The sequence below is a fragment of the Microcoleus sp. FACHB-672 genome, from assembly GCF_014695725.1.
Taxonomy (GTDB): Bacteria; Cyanobacteriota; Cyanobacteriia; order Cyanobacteriales; family Oscillatoriaceae; genus FACHB-68.
Map to the genome: position 1 here is coordinate 280300 of NZ_JACJOU010000015.1, position 25529 is coordinate 305828.

The following is a 25529-nucleotide window of genomic DNA, read 5'->3' on the forward strand; positions in this document are numbered from 1 at the left end:
AATTATTCCTTAAAAACCTTGAAATTTTCAAATTTTGAAGCTAAAAGAAAAAGAGAGAGCCGGCAAAAAACTTCAAAGATTTTTGCAAATTAATGATTGACTGCGAAAATATTAACTCCCTAACTCTTATAAACTGATGTGAGATACTACCCATGTCTGAACCCGCCTTAATCTTAGTCGTCGATGATACGCCTGCCAATTTAGAAGTCATGTCTGAAGTCTTGAGCGATGCCGGTTATGAAGTTGCCATCGCGATTGATGGAGAACGAGCGCTCAAACAAATTCAACATAGTTTTCCCGATCTGATCTTGCTAGATGTGATGATGCCAGGAATCGATGGCTTTGAAACTTGCAAGCGGTTAAAAGAAAATCCTGAAACGTTTGAGATTCCCATAATTTTTATGACGGCGCTTTCTGACATAGAAAATAAAGTTAAAGGGTTTAATGCCGGCGCAGTTGATTACATTACAAAACCCTTTCAAGAAATTGAAGTTTTAGCGCGAGTCAAACTTCATCTCAAGCTTCACTCTTTAACCAAAAACTTAGAAGAAAAAGTCTCTTTAAGAACCGCCGAACTTTCCTTGGCACTAGAAGACTTACAAAAATCTCAATTGCAGCTTGTGCAAAAAGAAAAATTGTCTACACTCGGACAATTAGTAGCCGGCGTGGCTCACGAAATCAATAATCCAGTTGGCTTTGTTAGCGGAAATCTTGACTATGCTGAACAATATGTTACAGAGTTATTATCTTTAGTTGAACTTTATCAACAACACTATCCCAACCCAGTTGTTGAAATTCAAGAGGCACTCGACTGCCTTGAATTAGATTATTTAAAGGAAGATTTTCCAAAGTTAATTTTATCAATGAAGGAAGGCATTGATCGGATTCGTAATATCAGCACCAGTTTACGCACGTTTTCCCGATCAGATAGTGATCGTCCGATTTCATTTAATATCCATGAGGGCCTTGATAGCACACTCATGATTTTGAAATATCGATTAAAAGAAAATAACACTCGTCCTGCTATTGTTATTGAAAAAAACTACGGAAATTTATCTAAAATTGAATGCTTCCCTGGAAAACTCAATCAGGTCTTTATGAATCTGATCGCAAATGCTATCGATGCTTTGGAAGAGAGCAACTGGGGACGCACTTTTGCGGAAATTAAGGATCATCCTAATCGAATTATGATCCAGACAGAGTGTTCAGATAATGGTGAACAGGTCTTAATTCGGATTCAAGACAATGGGATAGGAATGTCGGACGAAGTTCAAAGTCAAGTATTTCAACATCTGTTTACGACAAAAGCCGTAGGTCAAGGAACTGGGCTTGGATTATCAATTGCCAATCAAATTGTCGTCGAAAAGCATGGCGGGAAGCTAGATGTTAAGTCACAATTGGGAAAAGGCTCAGAGTTTATTATTACCCTTCCGATTAGGCAAGAGGAAAAAGATCGGTTAGGGGAAGAGGACTCATGTCCCCTTGCCACAGTAATGTGACTAAAAAAGCACTATCCTGCTTCCATCACCGATATTAACAACTGCATAACCGGCGCAAACTAAAAACTCCCATCCTCACGGATAAGCTAATTCGAGATAATTCAGATAATCGGTTGAGAATTTGTGCGACGAATAGCCACGACGGCTGGTTTAGGTGGATCGTTAGCACCTTTACCGGGCCAGTTGGAACCCACCGGCACTTGACGCTTTTGTATGAATGGGTTGCCATCAGTCGTTAGCAGAGCAAATTCTCGTGTTTCCGCTGCCATGTTTTGGCGAATGCCCTTTGCTTCCCCTGGATGCTGCACAGCTAAAAATAATGTCTGTTGATCGTTTGTGAAGAATGGCCCTGTGGTTTCGCAATCCATTGGCCCACAGCCGAACAAAAATGCTTTACCGGCATCTTCCCCAGAAGTTGGCATATACCAAATTGAGTTGTTCCCAAATAAACCAAGCATTTTAGAAGTTTCTACAGGTTTACCGGCTTCTACGCGATTGGGAACGGCTTGATTATGTGCGCCGGTGCCAATATCTGTCACTACCCAAATATTGCCTTTCGGATCAATTAACAGATTATCTGGGTTGGAAAATCCCATGCCGCCGCCAGCCGGTTCACCGCCGGTTGCTGCCATTTTCCACCGAAAATTTGAGGCGGCAGGATCATTGTTTTCTTCCTCTAAGCGCATGATCCAACCATAAGGATAGGGCGTTTCGCCTTGCGGGCCTTTAAAAATGCGCTGATCTGGCCCGCCTTCTTTCCCGGAAAGGCCGGCAGTAAAGGTAATGTACAGTGACCCATCGGGGGCAATTTCAGTGTCTTCCGGACGGGCTGTGCAGGTGGCACCGGCAGCGTTGCCGGCATAATGAGCATCAATTAAAATTGCCCCTTGTTTCTCTTCCGGGTTGCCGGTGTACAAATCTCCCAAAGTTTTAAATTGCTGTTTAAATTGGGTAACTTGTTCGTTATTTTCAACTTGAATATAGGGATTTTTGCCGGGATTAGCGGATTTTGGGGGTTGGGATTCGTTCTCGTTTCTCTGTTTACCGACTGTCACGTTTCCCGGTTCCCGATAAGGTAGCAAGAGGTTATTTCCGATGATATTGTTAGGGAGATCGGGATTAACTGAAGTATCTGCTTTTAAGGGAATCCAACTGCCGGTGCCATCTGAGTTGAATTTAGCGGCGTAAAGTTGGCCGGTTCCTAGTAATTTGGAGTTAGCTTTGTCGGTGGGGTTGCTAACAGCATCCTTGCTAACGAATTTATAGACGTGTCCACCTTGGCGATCGCAGCCGGAATAAAAGGCAAGGGGTTTACCGGCTTCTACGCGAACCCCAACTGCTTCATGCCGGTAGCGTCCTAACCAGGTATGTTTCGTGCCGTAGTCTTTCGGGTTGGCTGGGTCGATTTCTACGATCCAACCATATTTATTGCCGGTAAGTCCAAATACATTGCCTTGGGCGTCGAGACTTGCGGTGTTGAAAGGCAGTTCTGCCGGCGGATAAGAGGTGCCATCAGCATAGACAGGTTCGGGGACTTGGGATTGAAAGTTTTCTTCCCCACTTAAAACCGTTCCCCACGGCGTTGTCCCACCGGCACAGTTGGCAAAAGTGCCGATAATTTGAGCACCTAATTTATCAATATAGCCTTGTCCTTGCTGTTTCTTAAAAACCGCTACTGCTGGGCCGGTTGCTTTTAGATAACGCCCATCTTCTAATCCTGAGATGCCGGTGATTCGCCGATCTGCTGCGGAATTGGTTCTTTCCCAACTGCCGTCTGGTTGCCGGCGTAGTGAAATCACCCCTAGTCCCTGATCGATCAAGGCTTCTTTGCAAATTTCCCGAATTTTAACTTTGATCGGGTCACTATCCGGCAGTGCGAAGGCATTTAGCCCATCTTTACCGGCTTTTTTAACAGCGGCGTCTACTTCCTCAAACGGTAGGGTTTTGCCAATGATTTGTTGAAAGCTTTGTAGCCAAGGGCGTTCGCTAATATATTCAAAGTTAATTGTTAGATAACCTTCATCGGGGCCGGTTTGCACAAAGGATAAATAGTCATTGTTGTAACCGAAACGGGAATCCCCAACTTTATCGCCCCAAGCGGCAATCACTTGATAGGTAAAACCATCTGGCAAAACAAGGTCATCCGCCACTTCATAGGTGCTGTAAGCTTGCGGTTGCTGGGCCGGCTCAACTCCATCTGTGAGCAGCGGCATCGGCCCTTTAACTGGCAGAAATAGCCGTTTCAGAGCGTTTTGAGAGGAAGTCTGTGTGGTTGAATTTGGCCCACACGATTGCAGGGAATTCAAGGCAACTGCGCCGGCAGCACTTCCCAGAAACAATAAAAAATCCCGACGATTAACACTCATATTGATTTGAAATTTTAGATGAGCAGATAGCTGGTGCAGTTTTTAATCTGAAGCAGTTTTAGAAGTGAGACGGCAGATTTTTACATCACTATTAATTATCCGCAAAATTGATAGAGTTTTAACAGAGGGAGACGGCTGCCCAAATGCGGCGCGACACAAAATAGCGTTCAGGCGATATGAACGCAAAAAACAACCTCTATTTTAAAACTTCCTGTGTAGGCGGAATTAATCTTTTGGTAATGCCGAGGTTAACGATGTCCTGTAACAATATAAGCCACTCGCTGACCAATATTGGTCGCATGATCGCCCATGCGTTCCAAATGACGGATGACCAGCGTCAGTAACACAATCGGTTCAACCACCCCTTTAATATCTCGCTGGTGGGCTAAAGTGTCATAAAGGCTTTCGTACGCATCATCGACGGTAGTATCTTGCTCTTTTAGCTGCCTTCCCGCCTCAGCATCTAAATCGGCTAAAGCTACTAAGCTCATTGCCAGCATGGCTTGTGCGTGTTGGGACATTTCTGCCACTTGCGGCATACAGGGTTGGGTGGGATAAGGAAACAGTTTAATCGCGATTTCTGCCAAATCTTTTGCATAATCACCGATGCGTTCTAAATCTCGCACAAGCTGCATAAACGCGCCTAACAAGCGGGAATCCTGTGCTGCCGGTGCTTGAAGGGTCATCATCAGAACGCAATCTGATTCTATCTGCCGGTAAAATTGATCGATTTGCTTATCTAGTAAAGGAATTTCCTTTGCTGCACACAAATCTCGACTAAACAGAGCTTCATGACTGAGGCGAAATGTATTTTCTACCAAAGCACCCATCCGCAAAACATCCCGTTCTAAACGCTTAATCTGGCGCTCAAAATGGGTTCTCTCACAATTCTGATTAGAAGATGCTGAATTCACGCCAGTTACTTTAAAAAACTATAAAAAGAACGACTATATGCAGCGTAACTCCACTCTTTTAGAGAGGGCATTTTCAAGTACAGCGAGCGCCTGATTAGGGTTCAAAGCCTGACCCGCTCAGTAGCTCAGATGCAAGCAAAGGGGAATAACTTTCAGCAAATTTATAGCCTCAATGCGTTGCAAACTATAATAATAACTGAAATTCACAAAGATAGAATTAAACTAAAGATAGAAAAAGCAATTAGACAACGGAAGAACTTGGTTATGAGGGTTTTTCCTTAAACGCATAGACAGTCGGAAATCTCCTAATCTTCTGCTACCGGCCTGTAATAAATGGTAGTTTGCGCTACAAAAACTGCAAAGTAGTCTTAACTCCTTCCAGCCGTTACTTCTTCATAGGGTAAATGGATTTGTAGCCAAGCGCCGCCGGTTTCCGGATGGTTGTGGGCAGTAATGGAGCCGCCATGAGCGAGGACGATTTGCCGAACAATCGCTAAACCGAGTCCACTGCCGGCACTCACTGAGGTTGCTGCTGTTTGGGTATTGCTGGATGAGGGCTGTTGAAACTTTCTATCTGATGCTGTGCCGGCAGGATTTGCGGTGTCTTTTTGGTAGTCAGAAACACTGCGTGAACGTGATGGCTCCCCGCGATACAATCGCTCAAAAACATGGGGTAAATCTGCTTCTGGAAAACCTTGGCCGGAATCAAAGATATCGATTTGCAGAGAGGTTGGAGCGCTCTCGGAAGGCAGCAGGGCAATCTTCGCTTGAATGGTACTTTGGGGCGGACTGTAACGAATACTGTTGTCGAATAAGTTGAGAAAGACTTGGGTGAGACGGGACTCGTCTGCGCTGAGGGCCAGCCGGTCAGGGCCAGAATAGACAAAATCTAGTTGTTTCTGCTTAGCAAGCGGCTCTAGAGTCAGCCATGCTGATTGAATTAAAACCGGCAGTTCTAAGGGTCTAGACGTGAGGCTTTTACTGGGATCTGCTTCAATCTGAATTAAATCTAGCCAGTCTTGTACCAGCTTAATCAGCCGGTTCGTTTCCAAAAGTAACCGCTCCGCCCAAGTCTGCATTGGCGGTTCTAAGCGTTGCTGTAAGGCTTCTGCAACTAAACGAATAGAAGTCAGGGGGGTTCTGAGTTCGTGGGTTAAGTCTGTCACCCAGCGGTTGCGACTGTGAGCGAGCGTTACCAAGTCCTGCCGGTTTTCTAAAAACACTCCCACTTGGCCATCTGGCAGCGGCCAACTGTACCCCCGCAGGGTTGTAGATCGCTGCCGGCTCATGCCTTCAGCATCGGAAATGGCGGGATGAAACACCCACTCGCACTGACACGGCTGCTGCTGGTGGCGAGTTTGCTCGATGAGTTCGTCTAGTTCAAAGGAACGCACAACTTTAAGGAGCAAACGCGACCGTTCTGACTCCCTATTTTGAATATTGAATAGCTGTCGCGTTTGCTCGTTACACCAAAGCAGTTGATTTTCTTCATCAACTTGTAGATAGCCTATCGGTGCAACTTGGAGAAGTTGCCGCCATAATTGCAGTTGCACTTCTAGCTGTTGCCGCTCCATGTTTGCTTGGACGATTGATCGCCGCAAGCGAACCAGGCTTGGCAAGGAATCTCCGATGTCATCATCTGGCAATATTGCAAGCAGTCGTTGAAGTTGCCGGTTAAGCAACAGCCGTTGAGACAGGAACACTCCAAGCCCTAGAGCTAAACCCAAGAAAAATGCGACTAGAGCCATTTTGGTGGTTAGGGGTGAGTGATCAGCGGTTAGGAGTTAGTTCCGCAAAAGACAACTAACAACTAACAATTAACAACTAACCTAACCGATAGCCAAAGCCTCGGACTGTAATGATGTACTCTGGCTGGCTGGGATCTCGTTCGACTTTCTCGCGTAACCAGCGAATGTGAACGTCTACGGTTTTGCTATCGCCAATAAAATCTTGCCCCCAAACTTGGTCGAGCAACTGATCGCGGGACCAAACCCGGCGGGGATAACTCATGAATAATTCCAGCAGCCGGTATTCTTTGGGCGAGAGGGTGAGTTCTTCGCCCCGCACGATGACACGGCACTCTTGGGGATAAAGGCTGATGTCCCCAAATTGCAACACCGACGGCTGGGGTAAGTAGTTTAAGCGCTGCCGGCGCAACAACGCCCGACACCGGGCAATGAGTTCGCGCATACTAAAGGGTTTGGTTAGGTAATCATCCGCTCCCACTTCTAGCCCTAAAACGCGATCCGTTTCGCTGCCCTTGGCGCTCAATATTAAAATCGGTACGGCATAACCTTGATGACGTAACAACCGGCACAGATCGAGACCATTGACCTGGGGCAACATTAAATCTAGAACAATTAAGTCAAAGGGCAATTCTCCTGCTCTTGGCTCAAGCTCGTAAAGCAAAGACATGGCCGTCCGCCCATCTATCGCGCTGGTGACTGCGTAGCCTTCTCCTTCTAACGCTAAAACCACCATATCGCGGATCAAGTCTTCATCTTCAACAACCAAAACTCGGCCTGTTTGCCCTATATCTGGCATCGATGGGCTTTTCATGGAGTCTATAGAGAACATAATTAGGGAGCGTTGTTTTTAGTTCCACCCCATTCATACAATAAAATATTAACCCTGGCTGATCTTGGCAATAAATTTTTTAAATGATCATTAACAGACTGTTCACAAATCCTTCTGATCAGCCAATTCTGCGGCAAAAGAGAAGCTAAGGCACATCTTATTCGCTATTTAATCCAAATTTAATCCAAGCGCCTTAAAATTGGTGTATGTTTTTTCCCACTCTGCCTCTCAATCTCAAGCGCCGGCATTCTACCCTTTAGTTCAGAGTTTCAACAAGTCACCACAGGGTAGCTTTGCCAAAATAATAGTAATCGTCTTGCAATAAATGCCAATCCAAGTAACACTTGCCGGTTAACCCCTAAGTGTTCTTACCAGAGTTAATTTCAAGGGCACCATTGGCTATCGCAAGCGTCTGCTGCGCTGCTTTCTCCTTACGTTCGCTGTAGCGATCTGTTAGGTAATTAACTTGATCACGCAGCAACATTGTAAATTTGTAAAGCTCCTCCATGACATCAATGAGACGATCTCGATAAGGTGAATTCTTCATCGTGCCATCTTCATTAAACTCTTGGTAAGCTTTAGCAACAGAGGACTGGTTAGGTATGGTGAACATCCGCATCCAGCGCCCCAGAATTCGCAGCGTATTAACGGCATTGAAAGACTGAGAACCTCCGCTTACTTGCATTACAGCTAAGGTTCTTCCTTGAGTGGGTCTGACTGCCCCGATACTTAAGGGAATCCAATCAATTTGGTTTTTCATAATGCCGCTAATATTGCCATGCAGCTCAGGACTTGACCACACCTGAGCTTCAGACCACAAGCTCAATTCTCGTAACTCCTGCACCTTGGGATGTGTATCTTCTACACTGCCGTATATGGGTAATTCGCGAGGATTGAAAAAACGGACTTCCGCACCAAATTCTTCGATAATTCGAGCGGCTTCTTCTGCTAAGAGCCGGCTATAAGAACGCTCTCGTAAAGAGCCATACAAAAATAAAATTCTGGGTGGATGATCAAAATTTGTCATAGAAATCAGCCTTCTTTAACTGAGAGTTTCAACGAGTTTTGCCACTCTTTCCTTAATTTCATCCCGCACTCGGTGAAACGTTTCCACCGGCTGTCCATCTGGATCGTCTAGTTGCCAATCTTCAAATACATCTCGCAGCACCCAAGCTTCTGGTAAATTAACACCACAGCCGCACAGGGAAATCACGGCGTCATAGTTTTCTGCGCTAAAATCGCTTAATTGTTTAGAAGTCTGATCTGTAATGTCAATACCGATTTCAGACATAACTTCCACAGCGGTGGGATGCACTCGGCTGCCTTCGAATCCGGAACTGGTGACAGAAATTTTGCCGGCACCTAAAGTTTTCGCAAATCCCTCTGCCATCTGAGACCGGCAGGAATTTCTTTTGCAAACAAACATCACTCGTTTCATGGCTGTTGTTAAAGATGAGTTGTTAGATAATAGGGAGATAGCGGCGTAACTAATTGACAGAACTTTCTGGGTTTTATTTAATATCTTGAAATCCCTGAGAAAGCTGCCGATAGACCAGCACAGCAAGTTGCGCTCCTAAAATAGGTGCAACCCAATAGACCCAATGATGCTGCCAAATACCGGCAACTAAGGCGGGGCCAAACGACCTGGCGGGATTCATGCTTGCTCCTGTAATAGGACCCATGAGAGTTGCTTCCATTCCAACTGTTAACCCAATCGCTAAACCAGCAAAGCCAATATGAGCACGGCGATCAAGGCCAGACCCTAAAATGACCAGCATCAAGATGAAGGTGAGAATAGTTTCGAGCACAAAAGATTGTGACCAGTTGCCGTTGAGTGGCAAAGTCGCCCCCAGTTTTGCAACCGATCCCAAAGCAATTAGCAGTACCGTTGAGCCGGCAAACGCACCGATGCACTGTGCCAAAATATAGGGCAGTATCTTGTATTTGGGAAAATAACCGCTTACCCAAAAACCGAGAGTTACAGCAGGGTTAAAATGAGCGCCGCTGAGATGTCCCATTGTGTAGATTAAAGCAGCCACGACTGCCCCAAAGACGAAGCTAACCCCAAGATGGGTAACAGCACCGCCGCTAATTTGGTTCACCATGACTGCGCCGGTGCCGGCAAACACCAGAATGAATGTACCGATACCCTCTGCCAGCGCCTCTCGCCAGCAGTAAAAAATCGATTTCTGTAAAGCCATCTTAAAATCTGACTTTTTGCCCATCTGATGTATCCGCAGCTTTTATCTAAAATGATTAGAATTTTTCTTGTTTGCGTAAGAACTTGCCCAGCGTCAAGTTAAGCCTTGCCTTCAAATACTGTCTCGGCCTCAATATCCTTTCTCCGGTGTTCAAAATTATCATATCAATAAAAATTGATTTACAAAAGTATTTCAATAAAAATTGATAAATATAGATAATCCCTACTGAAAAGTAGCTTTGGGGCTTTTCGTTAAACTAATATTTAAGCTATGCGCCTTTTATCAATTATATATTTCAAAATAAATTGATATAATATGGTAGCTTTTTTGTATAAAAATTTCAAATAAATGACGGTATTCTATATAAAATTAAATAATTTATATATAAAGCTAGAATAATTAAAACTACTAAATCAGTTCAGATAAAATTCAATATTTAAGCACTAAGTATGGAATCCTCCTTTTGGCTTTTTGAATAGGGTTTATAGCAATCACGACAAACCCTATTCAATGAAGCCTTAACAGATTGATAAGAGTTAATAGGCTTTACGAGCCGTAGAGAGACGGGAAATAATACTGGTGAGCAAGACAAGCAGCACGAGGATAAGCGCTGCTGCCCAAGCAAGCTCTTTCTGGTTTTCGTAGGGACGAGTGGCGAAGTTGTAAACCAAAACGGCGAGAGATGCTGCCGGCTGATTCAACGCTTCTACACCGTTCTGCGAAATGGGCAAGTAATACTGACTAAAAAGCGCGGTAAACAGAAGGGGTGCGGTTTCTCCAGCCGCACGAGCGATTGCTAAGGTGGTGCCGGTGACAATGGCGGGTAAAGCTGCCGGTAAAACAACCCGCGCCACCGTTTGAAAATTTGTGGCTCCTAAACCCAGTGCGCCCTGTCTGGTTTCCTGGGGCACGAGCTTGAGCGATTCTTCTGTAGCCCGGACAATGATGGGCAACATCAGCACGGATAAAGCAAAGCCGCCGGCGAAAGCTGAGTAATTTTTTGTGGTCAGTACGAAGACGCCGTAAGCAAATACGCCGACAATGATCGAAGGGACACCGCTGAGAACGTTGGTGAAAAAGCGAATCCAGCTAGCAAACTGAGTGCCGGCAGCAAATTCAGACACATAAACTGCTGCTAAGACGCCAACGGGAATGCTGATCAGCGCCCCAAACGCTACCATCAGCAGTGTTCCTTGGATGGCATTGCCAAAGCCCCCACCCGCCTGTAATGCCACCGGCGGCAGTTCAGTGAAGACACCAAAGTTGATTCGGCTAGCACCTTTGATAATCACGTAGGAAAGGACGGCAACAAGCGGCAGGAGGGCGATGGCAGCCGCAGAGAATGTCAAGCCGGTCATCAGCGTCCCAAACAGCGTCCGGGGAGAATTCGGTGAGCGCGTTAGAGTCTTGCTTGGGTAGCCAGAAGGAGTGCTATTTGGGTTTGCAGGCATGATAGTTAAGAATGAAAAATGAAGCAGGAAGAATCAAGAATGAGAAATCAATTCTGCATTCTGCATTTTTAGATTCGCTGAACCCGGCGCACTAGAATTTCAGCCAGGATATTAACTAATAGCGTCAGCGCAAACAACATTAAGGATGCATACATCAGTGCGGAGACTTGCAAACCGCTTGCTTCTGCAAATTGATTCGCCAGCAGCGAGGCAACAGTATTCGCCGGCTTTAAAATGGAAGCATTGATATTGTTGGCATTTCCGATGAGCATCGTTACCGCCATTGTCTCGCCCAAAGCGCGGCCTAATGCCAGCATGACTGCCCCCACAATTCCAGAGAAGGCTGCCGGGACGAGGATCTTAATAATCGTTTCCCAACGAGTTGCGCCCAAACCCATTGACGCTTGTCGCAGATCCGGTGGCAGGGAAATTAACGAATCGCGAGAGATGACGGCAATTGTCGGTAAAACCATAATTGCTAAAACCACCCCTGCCGGCAGCATTCCTAAACCTGTAGCGTTCGGAGGCTCGTTAAAAATGGGTATCCAGCGAAAATGTTCGTAGAGCCAAAGACCGACCTGTTTAAAAAGAGGAACGACCACAAACAGCCCCCAAAGCCCGTACACAACGCTGGGAATGGCTGCTAAGAGTTCTACTAAGAAAGCTAAGGCTACCTGAACCTTGGGCGGCAAGAAGTCCTCGCTCAGAAATAGCGCGACTCCCAATCCCACGGGAATCGCAAAAAATAGGGCGATGACTGCACTGATGAGAGTGCCGTACAGCTGAGGCAGTGCCCCAAACGCGTCACGCACAGGGTCCCAGCTTGTAGAAAAAAGAAACCCCAAACCAAACTTTTCAATAGCCGGCAGCGCTTGCATCCCAACCAAGAAGGTGATCCAAAGCAAAATGCCCACAATTGAGAGGGCGCAAAATAGAGTGAGCGGCACAAAGATTTTATTCATCCACCGCTCAAGGGTTTGTCCAAGATTGAGCGAACGGTTTCTCCCGCTGCTTTGCGAATGACTGCTCATAATTAACCTTTTTACAGAAAAAGCTGAAAATGGCCGTTCAGCTAAAAAACAAAATTGTTTGGGTATTTACAGCTTGCTTCGCAATCATCAATGATTTGTCTTAATCCAATGACTGATGATAAAAAACTGAAATATTTATTTTAGACAGTTAAATGCTTAGCCGCTTACACATTTTACTGGTAAGCAGCCGAAAAGAAAAAGTCAAAAGGTAAAAGACCCTGAGCTTTTACCTTTGGCTTTTTGACAGTTAGCCTAGACTGTAGGCAGAAAATTGTCTGAGCCGGCCTAAACCTAGGAAGGGCTAATGGCATCAACTGCCGGTTGAACTTTGTCAACAACTTCTTTGGGCAGGGGGATATAACCGAGGTCTGAGCTGAACTTCTGTCCGTCAGTCAGTCCCCATTTAATCACATCTTCCATTGCTTTGGCTTTGGCTGGATCGCTGAACTCCTTGGGCACCAACAACCAAGTATAGGTGACGATCGGATAGGATTCATTTCCTTCTGGGTCAGCAATGAATGCGCGGAAATTTTCGGGAAGTTGAACGGCAGCAAGGGTTTTGGAGGATGCTTCGGGAGTCGGTTCAACGAACTGACCGGCTTTGTTTTCCAAAGAAGCCATATTCAAGCCGTTGTTTTTGGCATAGCCGTATTCAACATAACCGATTGCACCTTCAGTCTGCTTCAGCAGTTCTGTGACGCCTTCGTTACCCTTTGCGCCGCTTCCAACCGGCCACTGCACGGTTTTCCCTTCACCTGGGCCGGCCTTCCAATCTGCGCTAATAGCACTCAGGTGCTTAGTAAATACGCCGGTGGTGCCGCTACCGTCTGAGCGGTAAATCACGCTAATCGCTTTGTCTGGCAGTTTTGCACCCGGATTGGCTGCCGCGATCAAGGGGTCGTTCCAATTCGTGATTTTGCCAAGAAGAATATCGCTATAAACTTGGCGCGGGAGTTTGAGATTCTCAAGACCCGGAACATTGTAAGCGAGCACGATACTGCCGGCTGTCATGGGCACCATGAGAACGCCTTTTTGGGCTTTCGTGATTTCATCGTCCTTCATGGCGGTGTCGCTGGCTCCAAAGTCTACCGTTCCTTCGGTAAACTGGTTCACCCCTGCTCCACTACCGACAGATTGGTAGCTAACTTGGACGTTGGGATTTGCTTTGTTGTACTCATTAAACCAAACTTCATACAGCGGTGCTGGAAACGAAGCGCCCGCCCCATTAAGTCTGACATTCTGACCCCCAGCGGCGGTTGTTGCGGCTGGAGATGCGTTAGATCCAGAGGTTGTGCTGCCGGTGTTACCCGCATTATTATTAGAATTTGAGCCACTACAAGCAGCTAAGCTAAATGAAAGTGCGATCGCCGAGGCGACAAACGCACTGCGAGTTGAGCGAAGTTGAGACAACATATTATTCCCTGAACACACTTACAGGTGAATTCTCCCAAGCGTACGGGTTAACTGTAAACATCAAAGTTAATAATTAAGTTAAAATTCTATTAACTTCAGGTTAAATCGAAGTAAAGTGCTGAGCTGTCTTGCCTTCCCTAACTAGCTTTCCAGAGTTACTTGAGATTATTTCCTGGCTGGGATTGACATTTGCAACTGATTAAGTATCGCTTCTGCAATGATCCCTAGCGTGCTAAAATTCCTAACCTTGATATTAACGCACTCTCTAAGTGTCCGATGTGCCGGTTAGAGAACTAAAACTTTTCCTGTTTCCGTAATAACTCGCCCAGTGTCAAGTTGAACTGAGCTTTTCCATCAAACACCGTTCCAATTTTACCGCGATGAAAATGAACCTCGCCCAGCCGGTATCCTTCATCCGGTAAAGGCACATAGCCCACAGATTTAACGATGGCCGATGCGTTTTTCAGGTAAAAATCGACAAAGGCTTTGACCTCTGGTTTGGTTTGGGCCGATTTGGCATTGATATAGATGAGCAGAGGACGCGAAAGCGGTTGATATTCAGCTTTCTCCACAGTCTTCAATGAAGGCAACACTGGCCCTTTTCCGCTATCAATCCCTAAAGGCTTCAATTGATCTTGATTGGTTTCGTAATAAGCATAGCCAAAATAACCCAGCGCATTGGGATCTTCACTGACTCCCCGCACGAGAGCGTTATCATCTTCGCTGGCTGTATAATCACTCCGGCTGGCTTTGGCTTGACCGACTACGGCTTCCGTGAAGTAGTCAAAGGTGCCAGAATCTTTGCCGGGGCCAAAAAGATTTAGCGGTTTGTCCGGCCAAGATGGGCGAATTTGCTGCCAACTGGTAAGTTTGCCTTCAGATGCCGGTGTCCACATCTTTTGCAATTCTGCCAGGGTGATGTCCTAGGCCCAAGTATTTTGGGGATTAACCACCACAGTCACCGCATCAAAAGCAATGGGTAATTCTATATAAGGTATGCCAGCGTTTCTGCAAGCCTCCATCTCTTTGGGTTGGATGGGGCGAGAGGCGTTGCTGATATCGGTTTCCCCGGCACAAAATTTTCTAAACCCACCGCCGGTGCCGGTGAAGTCAACTTTGATCTCAACGTCTTCTGTTTGCGCGTTTTGAAACTCTTTGGCAACCGCCTGCGTAATCGGAAACACGGTGCTAGATCCATCAATCAAAATTGATACAGGCTGTGACTTAGCGCGACTGCATGAGTTGAGCGCCGCACCGGCACCGCTCGTTAGCACGAAAAGACACAGCCCAAAAGCCACCCGTTTCGTTATTGTGTTCATCGGCTTAACCCGAATGACAAGACTGAGGGAACCTCTCTATCATTTCAAATAAATTTGATTTGTCAAGCAACAGTTAGCTGGTATGACGCAGGAAGAATATTAAGAAAGTTAATGAATTAAGAGGCGTCCTGGCATCGACGCACCGGCAGAATCGAACTAAAGCGCCGGTATTCCGCCAAATATTGCTCAAGTACGACAAATTGAGGCAAATTAAGACTGTAGTAGATCCAGCGTCCTTCCTGACGGGCGCGAACCAGCGAGGCTTCTTTGAGCGTTTTTAGGTGAAAAGACAGCTTAGACTGACTCACTTCCAACTGTTCGCACAGATCGCACACGCATAACTCGCGATCACGCAGCAGATCCAAAACCTGAAGCCGGATCGGGTCAGATAGGGCGTGAAAACCGGCAATCATTTCAGCCGGTGTTGTGGTCGAAGGTTGTGCCATCAATTTTCTTTAAACTTTAACTTAATTCTAAACCTCGCTAGCAGGCGTACCGTCAGCCTCGCTAGGATCAAACCTGTACCTTCACTGCAATCTCCCAATGCTGCTGCACTTAAGTACCTGGCCAGAAGTTGAAACTTACCTCGAAACATCCACCGGCATCATCCTTCCCATCGGTTCGACGGAACAACACGGCCCAACCGGCTTGATCGGCACCGATGCCATTTGTGCTGAAGCGATTTCGCGGGGGGTTGGAGAAGCCTGCAACGCCCTAGTTGGCCCTACCATTAATGTGGGCATGGCACTACACCACACCGGCTTTCCTGGCACCATTAGCCTGCGTCCTAGCACGATGATGTTGCTGGTTCGCGATTATGTGGCCGGTTTAGCCAAAGCAGGATTTACCAAATTTTTCTTTATTAATGGCCACGGCGGCAACATAGCCACACTCAAGGCCGCTTTCTCCGAAACTTATGCAGTGCTCGCAGAGTTAAACATTAACAATGCAGATCGGGTGCAGTGTCAAGTTGGCAACTGGTTCATGTGCGGATCTGTGTATAAACTTGCCAAAGAGTTATATGGCGACCAAGAAGGTTCCCACGCTACACCCAGCGAGGTTGCGCTGACTCAGTATGTCTATCCAGAGGCGATTAAGCAAGCTCCTCTCACAGCCGAGGTAGCCAGTGGTCATGCAATTTACGGCGCTGCTGAATTCCGCCGGCGTTACCCTGACGGTCGCATGGGTTCAAATCCTGCTTTGGCAACGCCTGAACATGGCAAGCAATTTTACGATCTTGCTGTCAAAGAATTGAGTAATTACTATTTGGAGTTCATTAGCGCAGAATAAGAAATCTCGCTTGCCAAATTGCCAACGTTAGAAAACAACACTAGCCTGATAGCGGCATCAATTTGAGAGACCTAATAGCGTAATGTCAAAATTCTAGAAAACTGGAAACATCTAGCATTTCTGTATGTCTTGTTACTGTTTTGCTCTGTCACTTTTGATTAACCGCACGCTGAAACACGCGGCAGAGATAGGTTGCTAGGGTTGCATCCCAGAGTTGAATAAGGGGCTAATGGTTGCGCTCGCTTGGCAACGAAGCAAGCGAGCATTGGATAAATATATCTAGAGATAGATACGGATATCAAGAGTTTAATGATTAAGTGAATTGTAAGTAATAATTTATCCATTTCGCCCATTACTAACTCAAAAAGAAAACGCGTCTAGATGTTCTGTTAATTATGATACAACCTGAATCTTGATCACTTGATACTTGCCGGCACTAAGCAGACTCCACTTAATTTTGAAAGTTCCAGGAGAAAGTGGTTTGCATATTTTTTACGACAAGCTTAGGTTATAGAGCAAGGGTGCAATATACAAGTAAAAACTCAATTAATTCAGGGTGAAATGGTGAATACGTGCGCTTAAAATCGGCTTGGTGCCGGTGCTGTTTGCTGTGAAAAATCACAAAGAGAAATGCTAAGCACGTCTTTTTTTGCCCGGAATTAATTGAGGGTTTAGTGAAATGGCAAGAGGTGAGATAAAACCTAAAGCATGAATCATTCAAGTGATTGTTACTAATAAAAAAAGAAACGAATAGTTTTGTACGAAAGTCATTGTGCGGTTAAAAGTTTAAGCTGAGGATACACGGTGAATTACAACTCAACGGCTACAATTGAACGTTCAAAAGTTACGGGAGTGGCTCAAATCTTTGAGGCTCAGGCTGAACTTACTCCCGATGCAATCGCAGTGAGGTGTGAAGAGCGGCAGCTAACTTACCGAGAACTCAATGCAAAAGCGAACCAGCTCGCGAACTATCTCAAAACCTGCGGCATTGAATCAGAAGTGCGAGTGGGAATTTGTGCGGAACGCTCACTGGAAATGGTCATTGGAATTTTGGGCATTCTTAAGGCCGGTGGCGCTTATGTTCCCCTAGATCCCGCCTATCCACAAGAACGCCTAAGTTTTATTCTGCAAGAAACTCAACTGCCACTATTGCTGACTCAGAGCCATCTGGTGAAAGCACTACCGCAGCAATCAACGCAGCTACTCTGCTTAGACACAGACTGGGAAACTATTGCCCTACATAGCGATCAGGCCCCAGCCATTGAGGTAAAACCGGAAAACCTCGCCTATGTCATGTATACGTCTGGCTCCACCGGCAAGCCAAAAGGCGTGCAAATTACCCACGCAAATGTCTGGTACTATATTCAGGCAATTGCCAAAGTCTTAGAAGTCAACGAACAAGATGTCTATCTCCACACGGCATCTTTCTCCTTTTCCTCATCCGTTCGGCAGTTAATGGTGCCCCTGTCGCAAGGCGCGACCAGTATCATCGCCACCCGCGAACAAATAAAAAATCCCCTCGGCCTTTTCGAGCTGATCCAAAAACAAGGTGTTACAGTCTCTGACACCGTGCCTTCAGTTTGGCGTTATGGACTGCAAGCAGTCGAAGGGCTTGAGCCAGTCCGTGCCAAGGCACTGATGTCATCTAAATTACGGATGATTCTGCTTTCTGGGGAAATCACGCCGTGTCAACTGCTGCAAAAAATACGCGGCAAATTAAAAAATCAGCCCCGCATTTTCAACATTTACGGTCAAACAGAAACCATTGGCACCTGCGCTTATCCCATCCCAGAAGACTTTGACCGGGAACAAGGATATGTACCAGTAGGCTATCCCTACCCTCATAACCAAGCCTACATACTTAACGCCAAGGGGCAGGGAGTCGCAGTTGGGGAGATCGGAGAACTGCATATAGCCGGTGCTTGCCTAAGTCGTGGCTATCTCAACCGGCCCGAACTCAATGCTGAAAAGTTTATCTCAAATCCCTTTGCCGACAGGCCCTCAAGCCCCTCGCAGTCCTCGTCCAGACTCTTCAAAACCGGCGATCTGGCTCGGTGGTTGCCGGATGGTGCCATAGAACTTGTAGGGCGGACTGACTTTCAGGTAAAAATCCGGGGGATGCGTGTTGAGATCGGGGAAATCGAATCCTTACTCGAACAGCACCCCGCAATTAAGGAAACTGCGGTGACAGCGAGAGAGGAGGTACCTGGTGATAAGCGTCTAGTCGCTTATATCGTTGCCCACTCACCCTCAACTCACAGCGACAAAAGCGAGTTTTACGCTGAACTCCGTAGTTTCCTCAGTGAAAAGTTACCAGACTACATGGTGCCTTCTAGCTTCGTGATGCTCAAGGCACTACCACTGACGCCCAACGGCAAACTAGATCGCCGCGCATTGCCGGCACTCCATTCTTCCGGTGCCGGCAGCGAAAGAAACATCGTGTTTCCCCGCAACGGCTTAGAACGCCTGCTCAAAGAAGTTTGGGAAAGAGTGTTAGAAGTTAAGCCGATCAGCATCAAAGACAACTTCTTCGACTTGGGCGGGCACTCTTTAGTCGCCGTGCGCTTGTTATCGGAAATCGAGAATATCTGCGGCAAAAGTCTTCCCTTGGCGACGCTTCTGCAAGCCGCCACGATTGAAAAGCTGGCCAGAATTATCGAGTCGGAAGGTGGGGCGATGCAAGCACAATCGCTGGTGCCGCTGAATCGCGCAACTGGCAAGCCACCTTTATTCTGTATTTACGGAATGTTACTTTATCGCGATTTGGCTCGCCATTTCGATACGGACTGGCCAGTTTACGGGGTTTACCTAGACGCTGAAATTGAGCTGCTCAAAGCCGGCAAACTAGACGAGCAAACGTCTTCCTTAACCAGTGTCGAGGACATAGCCAGCCACTACCTCAAAGAAATCCGCACCATTCAGCCAACGGGTCCCTATTATCTAGCCGGTGAATCCTTTGGCGGCTTAGTTGCCTTCGAGATGGGGCAGCAGCTACGCGCAGCCGGTGAGCGAGTGGAACTTGTGGCCTTATTTGACACCCGATTTCCAGGGGAGACGCCAGAAATGTCCCGGCAAAAGCGGCTTTCTCTTCACATAGAGAAGCTTGGCCAAGAGGGATTTTCCTACGTTTTAGAGAAAGTTGGCCATAAGCTTAAGTCAACTAAGGGTAAGCTTGTTCGCATAGCAGGCAAACTTTCTGGCAAGTCAGAGCAGGGCAAGCCTCAGCCAGAATTAAGCGAACCTGAAGAATCGATTGCCGCTGATGTGCGTATTGCCGTTCGAGAACGGGCTATTGAAAAATACTCCCCCGAACCCTATGCCGGCAAGCTGGCTTTATTCCGGGCGATGGATCGCACTGCATTTGAGAAATATTACACTGACCCTAAATTGTGGCGTTCTCTGACTATTAACGGCTTAGAGGTGCACGAAATTGGGGGCGATCACCTTGGCATCCTTAAAGAGCCTCACGTAAAAGTTCTGGCTGACAAATTGAAGGAGTGTTTAAACAGTACACAGCCAACAGAAGTTGCAGAGCCGGTTGAGCTCATCAGGTCATAAATTCTCAAAGTGGATGCTGCCGGCATTGTTTTGATGCTGGCAAGATCGGGTGCATGACTCACGCACCCGATTTGCCTGTCTAGAACACCGGCTCGTCATCCTCCTCTCCAAATACATCATCTTCCTCGTCTTCCTCATCAGCATAGGAGTTTGCCAATTCAGAAGGCTGAGAAGGTTGACCGGGAATCGCCTCCAAAATGGCATCTAGCACCTTGGCAACCGGCAAAATTTCTAATCCCAAATCAGGCGTCATTTGTCCCTTTGGAACAATCGCTCGTTTGAAACCGAGTTTTGCTGCCTCCCGCAGCCGCAATTCCAACTGAGAAACCGGGCGAACTTGTCCCCCTAAACCGACTTCCCCAATGATCACCGTGTGTGGATCGACGACGCGATCACGGAAAGACGCCACCACAGCGATCGCCACCCCTAAGTCAGCAGCCGGTTCGTGTACCCCAATTCCGCCCACAGTCGCTACATAGGTATCTAACTTAGACAAGGGAACCCCAACCCGTTTTTCCAGTACAGCCAGAATTTGCACTAGCCGGTTGCTGTCAACGCCGGTGGTGGCTCGGCGCGGCGAGCCAAAGCTGGCAGGGCTAACTAAAGCTTGCACTTCCACCACAATCGGTCGTGTTCCCTCACACGCCACGACCGTAGAACTGCCAGAGATGAAGTCATCCCGGCTGCCCAAGAATAGCTCTGATGGATTCTCGATTTCCCGTAAACCGTTGGCAACCATTTCAAAGACGCCGATTTCGTGGGTGGCTCCAAAGCGGTTTTTCATTGAGCGTAAGAGCCGGTGAGAGGCAAAGCGATCGCCTTCAAAGAAAAGCACGGTATCGACGAGGTGTTCTAAAACTCTGGGACCGGCAATTCCGCCTTCTTTGGTTACGTGTCCAACAATAAACAGGGTAATATTCTCCCGCTTCGCCACCTGCATTAGCGCGTTTGTGCATTCGCGCACCTGCGCCACTGATCCCGGCGCTGAAGTTAGGGAGGGAAAGTAAATTGTCTGGATACTATCAATCACTGCCAGATTGGGTTTAAGCGATTCAAGTTCCCTGAGAATTTCTTCCAAATTGGTTTCTGGCAGCAGGTAGAAACTTGGATCAAAATGGGACTGAAGCACGAGTTTACCAGCATCGCCTCCGTTCCCCGGCTCCCTGTCTTCCTCTCTCTGGCTTTCTCCGACTTCGGGATCAACATCATGATCACTCTCTGTCGGCTCGTAAGCCTGCAGGCGTTGCGCTCGTAATTTCACCTGCTGTCCCGACTCTTCCCCAGAAATATAGAGGACGCGAGAATTGTAGGACATTTGATTGGCCACTTGTAGCAACAGGGTTGATTTCCCAATTCCTGGCTCCCCGCCTATGAGTACCAAAGAGCCAGGGACGATGCCACCGCCCAACACCCGATCTAATTCCCCAAAGCCAGAAGGGCACCGAGTTAGGGCGGTATCGGCAATTTGAGAAAGTTTAAAGGAGGATCTTGGTTGGCCAGCTTTTTTATCTGGCGCTTCCCCGTTTTCCTTCATCCAGGTACTGCCGTTTAAGCTAGGGCGATAGGGGTTCGCCGGCACCGAGGTTGTTACCTGCTCAACCAACGAGTTCCAGCTCTCGCAGGCTGGACATTTACCAAAGTATTGCGGGAAATCTGCACCGCATTCGTTACACATGTACTGGGTTCGAGGCTTCGGCATTCCTTTAGTTGTTAAAAACCCTGAATATTGATATAAATCTTTAAAAAGCCTGAAATCTAAGATAGATAAGAATTACAGCCCTCTCAAGACGACGGAACGTGAGACAATTCTAATGATAGAGTAGTAAAAATTAATCCTTAGAAATCACACTTAAGGAGCGTTGGGTAGCTTGGAAAACCATAAGGAAAAGATACTGGTAGTTGATGACGAAGCCAGTATCCGTCGGATTTTGGAAACGCGCCTTTCCATGATTGGCTATGATGTGGTGACAGCGGCTGATGGAGAAGAAGCCCTGGAGACTTTTCGCAGCGCTATTCCTGATCTGGTAGTTCTGGATGTGATGATGCCGAAGCTCGATGGCTACGGTGTCTGTCAAGAGTTGCGAAAAGAATCAGATGTGCCCATCATCATGCTAACAGCCTTGGGAGATGTGGCGGATCGGATCACCGGCCTGGAGTTGGGGGCTGATGATTATGTGGTCAAGCCGTTTTCTCCAAAAGAACTGGAAGCTCGTATTCGCTCAGTGTTGCGTCGCGTAGACAAAACCGGCGCGTCTGGCATTCCTAGTTCTGGAGTCATTCATGTCAGCAGCTTGCGGATTGACACGAACAAGCGGCAAGTCTACAAGGGAGATGAGCGCATTCGTCTCACCGGCATGGAGTTCAGTTTACTGGAACTGTTGGTCAGCCGGTCGGGTGAGCCATTCTCTCGCTCGGAGATTTTGCAGGAAGTATGGGGCTACACCCCAGAGCGTCATGTGGACACGCGGGTGGTGGATGTTCACATCTCGCGTCTGAGAGCGAAGTTAGAAGATGACCCTAGCAATCCAGAGCTGATCCTCACCGCACGCGGCACCGGCTATTTATTCCAAAGGATCGTTGAACCAGGCGAAGAGTGATTCCACATTCCGTTGTCAGTTGTCATGGCTGAAACAAAACAACAAAATCAAAATTTTGTCAAGCTGGCTTTGTCAGTTGCAAAGGACAGAGGACAAATGACACAGAACAAAAAGCATGGCTAAACCTGACCAAAATCAAGTGCTACGCCAGTTGCCTCTCGTTGCGGGTGGGCTGGCGGGTGTGCTGCTGCTGCTCAACCGCTTTCTGACACCGCAGTTAACCGAGTCACAAGCTCGCTCGGATGCCTTGGGCGTGCTGTTAAGTGCGCTGTTAATTTTGACAGGGCTGCTGTGGCAGCAGGTGCAGCCGCGCTCGCCGGAGGTGGTTGAGTTGGTGGGGGAAGAAGGCTTTGAACTTGCACCCGATTTGCCAGAGCCGGTGAAAACTGAACTCGCCTGGGCATCTCGGCAACTGCTCACCAATACAGTAACGCGCTCGCTGGTTGTTTGGTATCAGGGGCGTGTGCTGCTGCGGCGGGGCATTTTGGGCGAAAATTCCCAGGTGAAGCCGGGAGCGATTTTGCAGCGGGTTTTAGATAAACAAAAGCCGGTTTATTTAGTGGCGCTCAAGCTTTATCCAGGGCGCATCGAGTTTGACTATTTGCCAGAAAATACTCAGGGTGTTATTTGTCAGCCGGTGGGAAATCGAGGCGTCATGGTTTTGGGCGCAAATGCCCCTCGCAGTTATACGAAACAAGATGAAAACTGGATTGAGGGAATTGCTAATAAACTAGACGATACTCTGAGCCGATATCTTGAAGCGTGAAGAAGCCAACAGAGCGTTTGGCTTAAATAATGATGTTGCACCAGTGGAGATTTAAAATTCGATGACAATTCTCTATGGGCTGCTTATTTTAGTAATGCTCGTGGGTGTAGTGGGGGCGGTGGTTCCCGGCATTCCGGGAGCCAGTTTAATTTTAGGAGCAATTGTTGTTTGGGGCGTCGTTTACGGCTTCACCGGCTTAGCATGGCCCTTGGGAGTAGCGATTGCGGTTTTGCTGGTCAGTATTGGCGTTGATTTTCTAGCGACGTACTGGGGGGCAAAACAGGCCGGTGCCAGCAAATGGGGGCAGATCGGTGCTGTTGTGGGCTTAGTTGTGGGGTTTTTAGGGTTGCTGCCGGCACTCCCGTTTGGTGGCCCGCTCCTGGGCATTTTGCTGGGTCCGCTGTTAGGTGCAATCATTGGTGAATATCTCTACCAGCGAGACTTGAATTTGGCAATTAAAGCAGCGGTTGGAATTTTGGTTGGTTCGCTTATTGGAAATTTAATTCAAGGAGTGCTGGCAATTGCAACAGTGGTGGTTTTTGTGCTTTCCACTTGGTCGCAGATTGCTGGGGCCTAAAAACACAATTAACAAACGTGCCGGTATCTAGCTTTTTAAATCTGAAATGCGATTACCATTAACTGAGTTATGTCGGCACGTTTGTTCTCATATCGCTGAGTTCGCTGTCTCCGGTTGCAGTCTTATGGAAACTCGGAGTTAAGACTTCTAGCCGGCTAACCCAGCATCAACAAATCAGATGGGTTCACGATCTAGACAGTGGAGTCCACCATGAATCAAGATGAAATTGTAGCGCTAGGAGCTTCATTGCACCGCATCAATCAGAAGCTATTAAAATCAAAAAGCCAAGCATATATGAGCCGAATTTGGTATCAAGGAGACGAACCTTATTTTGATATGTTTCTTGATCTTCTAGATAATGAGATCGTTTGGTTTCAGTTTACGCTTAGAGGGAAATGTCTTTCGTGGAATCAAAAGCAATTATGCCTGCAAACAGGCTCAACCAATGAGTTAGTGGTTGACGATATCACCTATTATTCAGCTAGCAAAGTTATTACAGGCGATAGCAATCCCGATATTGATTTTATTAAATTAGCGCAAGCAATTTTGACAACCCGTGCCGGTGACGCTATTTTCGATAAAGCGCTCGCACTCTTCCATACTAAAAATTAAACAAACTCATGAATTTAAAGAATTGCGGCCCAGACATGATAATTTAAGCGACTATTCATAATTTCTACACCGATCTATAACTATTAGTAATCTTTTAATATTAACACAAATACTCCCAAAGTTCTGAAACTAGAGCTAGCCGGCTAAGTTACCTTAGACACAGCTAAAGCTGCCGTCAAAACGTTATAATACGTCGGTTCCTATCTAACGGATGACATGACTCTGTCCCAGCTCGCTGTTCCCAAGATCACCTTTTCCAAAAGCATAGGTTTCAGAAAAGAACTCAACCGACGAGTTGAAGCTTATTTTGAAACAGAAAACATTTCTCCACGAGATAATCCGGCTATGTACCTGAAAACCGCAATTATTTGCGCTTGGGTGCTTTCGGCATGGCTATTTATTCTCTTCGTGCCATCATCTGGGTTGGTAAAAATTCTCGGCTGTGTGGTTCTAGCTTTGGGGATGGTTGCCTTTGCCTTCAATGTCGGACATGATGCCAATCATGGAAGTTATTCCTCTCGCAAATGGGTCAATAGTCTATTTGGTTTCGCTTTAGATGTCTTAGGAGCCTCTAGCTTTTTATGGCGATACAGCCATAACAAACTTCACCATACTTATACCAACATTGCTGAGCATGATTTTGATATAAATGGTGAGGGTTTAGTGCGCTTGTCTCCTGATCAAGAGTCTCGATGGTTTTATCGATACCAACATATTTACACTTGGTTGTTATATGGATTTTTGCAGACTCACTGGTTTGTTGAGGATATCAATGTCCTGTTACTCAAACGCAAATATTACGACCACGAGATCCCAACACCGAAACCTGCAGATGTTATTACCTTTTTTGCCTTTAAGGTATTTTGGTTAGCTTATGTTATCGGTTTGCCTTTATGGCTGGGTTACACTCCCTTACAGATTATGGTGGGGTTTGTAATTACTACAGTCATCTTTAGTTTTATAGTCGCGCTCGTTTTTCGAGTGGCTCATGTGGTGGACAACGCAGAGTTTATCACTCCCCACCCAGAAACGAGCAACGTTGATGACGAATGGGCGATTTGTCAAGTTAGAACCACCGTTGATTTTGCTCCAAAAAACCATTTCTTAAACTGGTATCTTGGCGGTTTAAACTACCAAGTCATTCATCATCTTTTTCCCCATATCTGCCATATTCATTACCCCAAACTCTCCAAAATTGTCAAAGAAGTTTGCGATGAGTTTGAGGTTGAATATCGAGTGAACGAAACGTTTGCAGAAGCTATCGTTGCAAACTATCGATTGGTAAAAGCTTTAGGAAATAGCTAAGCTTTGCACGAAAAGAAAGAGTGAGGAGAGGATCAGGTTTTCTCTCTTCACTC

Annotated in this window: 20 protein-coding genes and 1 pseudogene; 8 read left to right on the plus strand and 13 right to left on the minus strand. The window is 46.7% G+C overall.

Annotation, left to right across the window (positions count from 1 at the left end; all coding sequences use genetic code 11):
- The first annotated feature begins 152 nt into the window (after positions 1–152).
- A complete protein-coding gene (locus H6F56_RS10970; protein WP_190667740.1) occupies positions 153–1499 on the plus strand; it encodes a response regulator in 1347 nt (448 codons plus the stop codon).
- A 101-nt stretch (positions 1500–1600) separates the two neighbouring features.
- Here H6F56_RS10970 and H6F56_RS10975 read toward each other — a convergent pair whose 3' ends face one another.
- From H6F56_RS10975 to H6F56_RS11030, 12 genes and pseudogenes are all read right to left on the minus strand, one after another.
- Positions 1601–3865 carry a PhoX family protein gene (locus H6F56_RS10975; RefSeq protein WP_190667742.1) on the minus strand — a complete coding sequence of 755 codons (2265 nt, stop codon included), beginning with the start codon at positions 3863–3865 and terminating at the stop codon, positions 1601–1603.
- A gap of 248 nt (positions 3866–4113) precedes the next feature.
- On the minus strand, positions 4114–4779 hold the full coding sequence (gene phoU / locus H6F56_RS10980; RefSeq protein WP_190667744.1) for a phosphate signaling complex protein PhoU: 666 nt from the start codon (positions 4777–4779) through the stop codon (positions 4114–4116).
- 368 nt (positions 4780–5147) lie between these two features.
- Positions 5148–6527, minus strand: a complete 1380-nt coding sequence (locus H6F56_RS10985) for a sensor histidine kinase (protein ID WP_190667746.1) — start codon at positions 6525–6527, stop codon at positions 5148–5150.
- Between the two features lie 76 nt (positions 6528–6603).
- On the minus strand, positions 6604–7356 hold the full coding sequence (locus H6F56_RS10990; protein ID WP_190667748.1) for a winged helix-turn-helix domain-containing protein: 753 nt from the start codon (positions 7354–7356) through the stop codon (positions 6604–6606).
- A 358-nt stretch (positions 7357–7714) separates the two neighbouring features.
- On the minus strand, positions 7715–8383 hold the full coding sequence (gene arsH, locus H6F56_RS10995) for an arsenical resistance protein ArsH (protein WP_190667750.1): 669 nt from the start codon (positions 8381–8383) through the stop codon (positions 7715–7717).
- A gap of 15 nt (positions 8384–8398) precedes the next feature.
- Entirely contained in the window at positions 8399–8794 is a 396-nt protein-coding gene (gene arsC / locus H6F56_RS11000) for an arsenate reductase, glutathione/glutaredoxin type (RefSeq protein ID WP_190667752.1), read from the minus strand.
- Positions 8795–8867: 73 nt separating this feature from the next.
- Entirely contained in the window at positions 8868–9557 is a 690-nt protein-coding gene (locus tag H6F56_RS11005) for an MIP/aquaporin family protein (RefSeq protein WP_190667754.1), read from the minus strand.
- Positions 9558–10093: 536 nt separating this feature from the next.
- On the minus strand, positions 10094–11008 hold the full coding sequence (pstA, locus tag H6F56_RS11010) for a phosphate ABC transporter permease PstA (protein WP_190667756.1): 915 nt from the start codon (positions 11006–11008) through the stop codon (positions 10094–10096).
- A gap of 68 nt (positions 11009–11076) precedes the next feature.
- The gene (gene pstC, locus H6F56_RS11015) at positions 11077–12039 is read right to left on the minus strand and encodes a phosphate ABC transporter permease subunit PstC (RefSeq protein ID WP_190667758.1); all 963 of its coding nucleotides are present in this window, start codon (positions 12037–12039) and stop codon (positions 11077–11079) included.
- Between the two features lie 291 nt (positions 12040–12330).
- The gene (pstS, locus tag H6F56_RS11020; protein WP_190667760.1) at positions 12331–13452 is read right to left on the minus strand and encodes a phosphate ABC transporter substrate-binding protein PstS; all 1122 of its coding nucleotides are present in this window, start codon (positions 13450–13452) and stop codon (positions 12331–12333) included.
- A gap of 293 nt (positions 13453–13745) precedes the next feature.
- A pseudogene (locus tag H6F56_RS11025) lies at positions 13746–14771 on the minus strand (PstS family phosphate ABC transporter substrate-binding protein).
- A gap of 116 nt (positions 14772–14887) precedes the next feature.
- Positions 14888–15217 (minus strand): ArsR/SmtB family transcription factor, encoded by a 330-nt coding sequence (locus H6F56_RS11030; RefSeq protein WP_190667762.1) that lies wholly within the window; start codon positions 15215–15217, stop codon positions 14888–14890.
- Between the two features lie 97 nt (positions 15218–15314).
- On the opposite strand from H6F56_RS11030, the gene H6F56_RS11035 reads away from it, so the two are divergent.
- Both H6F56_RS11035 and H6F56_RS27090 read left to right on the plus strand, forming a co-directional pair.
- Positions 15315–16061, plus strand: a complete 747-nt coding sequence (locus H6F56_RS11035; RefSeq protein ID WP_190667764.1) for a creatininase family protein — start codon at positions 15315–15317, stop codon at positions 16059–16061.
- 804 nt (positions 16062–16865) lie between these two features.
- Positions 16866–19619: a non-ribosomal peptide synthetase gene (locus tag H6F56_RS27090; RefSeq protein ID WP_190667766.1), complete on the plus strand. Its 2754-nt coding sequence runs from the start codon at positions 16866–16868 to the stop codon at positions 19617–19619.
- Between the two features lie 79 nt (positions 19620–19698).
- Here the strand turns inward: H6F56_RS27090 and radA are convergent, their stop codons facing one another.
- Complete coding sequence (radA, locus tag H6F56_RS11045) at positions 19699–21318, minus strand: DNA repair protein RadA (RefSeq protein ID WP_190667768.1); 1620 nt, start codon at positions 21316–21318, stop codon at positions 19699–19701.
- Between the two features lie 169 nt (positions 21319–21487).
- Here radA and rpaB point away from each other — a divergent pair, with 169 nt between their 5' ends.
- From rpaB to H6F56_RS11070, 5 genes are all read left to right on the plus strand, one after another.
- Entirely contained in the window at positions 21488–22216 is a 729-nt protein-coding gene (gene rpaB, locus H6F56_RS11050; protein ID WP_190667770.1) for a response regulator transcription factor RpaB, read from the plus strand.
- Between the two features lie 115 nt (positions 22217–22331).
- A complete protein-coding gene (locus H6F56_RS11055; RefSeq protein ID WP_190667772.1) occupies positions 22332–22982 on the plus strand; it encodes a cofactor assembly of complex C subunit B in 651 nt (216 codons plus the stop codon).
- Between the two features lie 61 nt (positions 22983–23043).
- A complete protein-coding gene (locus tag H6F56_RS11060; protein WP_190667774.1) occupies positions 23044–23559 on the plus strand; it encodes a DUF456 domain-containing protein in 516 nt (171 codons plus the stop codon).
- 210 nt (positions 23560–23769) lie between these two features.
- On the plus strand, positions 23770–24171 hold the full coding sequence (locus H6F56_RS11065; protein WP_190667776.1) for a hypothetical protein: 402 nt from the start codon (positions 23770–23772) through the stop codon (positions 24169–24171).
- 216 nt (positions 24172–24387) lie between these two features.
- Positions 24388–25476 (plus strand): fatty acid desaturase family protein, encoded by a 1089-nt coding sequence (locus H6F56_RS11070; RefSeq protein WP_190667778.1) that lies wholly within the window; start codon positions 24388–24390, stop codon positions 25474–25476.
- Positions 25477–25529 lie beyond the last annotated feature (53 nt).

What these genes read in the sequence shown, in the direction of transcription:
- H6F56_RS10970 (WP_190667740.1), top strand. Translation starts at nt 153, where the DNA reads ATGTCTGAACCCGCCTTAATCTTAGTCGTCGATGATACGCCTGCCAAT.
- H6F56_RS10975 (WP_190667742.1), bottom strand. Translation starts at nt 3,865, where the DNA reads ATGAGTGTTAATCGTCGGGATTTTTTATTGTTTCTGGGAAGTGCTGCC.
- H6F56_RS10985 (WP_190667746.1), bottom strand. Translation starts at nt 6,527, where the DNA reads ATGGCTCTAGTCGCATTTTTCTTGGGTTTAGCTCTAGGGCTTGGAGTG.
- H6F56_RS10990 (WP_190667748.1), bottom strand. Translation starts at nt 7,356, where the DNA reads ATGTTCTCTATAGACTCCATGAAAAGCCCATCGATGCCAGATATAGGG.
- arsH (WP_190667750.1), bottom strand. Translation starts at nt 8,383, where the DNA reads ATGACAAATTTTGATCATCCACCCAGAATTTTATTTTTGTATGGCTCT.
- arsC (WP_190667752.1), bottom strand. Translation starts at nt 8,794, where the DNA reads ATGAAACGAGTGATGTTTGTTTGCAAAAGAAATTCCTGCCGGTCTCAG.
- H6F56_RS11005 (WP_190667754.1), bottom strand. Translation starts at nt 9,557, where the DNA reads ATGGCTTTACAGAAATCGATTTTTTACTGCTGGCGAGAGGCGCTGGCA.
- pstA (WP_190667756.1), bottom strand. Translation starts at nt 11,008, where the DNA reads ATGCCTGCAAACCCAAATAGCACTCCTTCTGGCTACCCAAGCAAGACT.
- pstC (WP_190667758.1), bottom strand. Translation starts at nt 12,039, where the DNA reads ATGAGCAGTCATTCGCAAAGCAGCGGGAGAAACCGTTCGCTCAATCTT.
- pstS (WP_190667760.1), bottom strand. Translation starts at nt 13,452, where the DNA reads ATGTTGTCTCAACTTCGCTCAACTCGCAGTGCGTTTGTCGCCTCGGCG.
- H6F56_RS11030 (WP_190667762.1), bottom strand. Translation starts at nt 15,217, where the DNA reads ATGGCACAACCTTCGACCACAACACCGGCTGAAATGATTGCCGGTTTT.
- H6F56_RS11035 (WP_190667764.1), top strand. Translation starts at nt 15,315, where the DNA reads ATGCTGCTGCACTTAAGTACCTGGCCAGAAGTTGAAACTTACCTCGAA.
- radA (WP_190667768.1), bottom strand. Translation starts at nt 21,318, where the DNA reads ATGCCGAAGCCTCGAACCCAGTACATGTGTAACGAATGCGGTGCAGAT.
- H6F56_RS11055 (WP_190667772.1), top strand. Translation starts at nt 22,332, where the DNA reads ATGGCTAAACCTGACCAAAATCAAGTGCTACGCCAGTTGCCTCTCGTT.
- H6F56_RS11060 (WP_190667774.1), top strand. Translation starts at nt 23,044, where the DNA reads ATGACAATTCTCTATGGGCTGCTTATTTTAGTAATGCTCGTGGGTGTA.
- H6F56_RS11065 (WP_190667776.1), top strand. Translation starts at nt 23,770, where the DNA reads ATGAATCAAGATGAAATTGTAGCGCTAGGAGCTTCATTGCACCGCATC.
- H6F56_RS11070 (WP_190667778.1), top strand. Translation starts at nt 24,388, where the DNA reads ATGACTCTGTCCCAGCTCGCTGTTCCCAAGATCACCTTTTCCAAAAGC.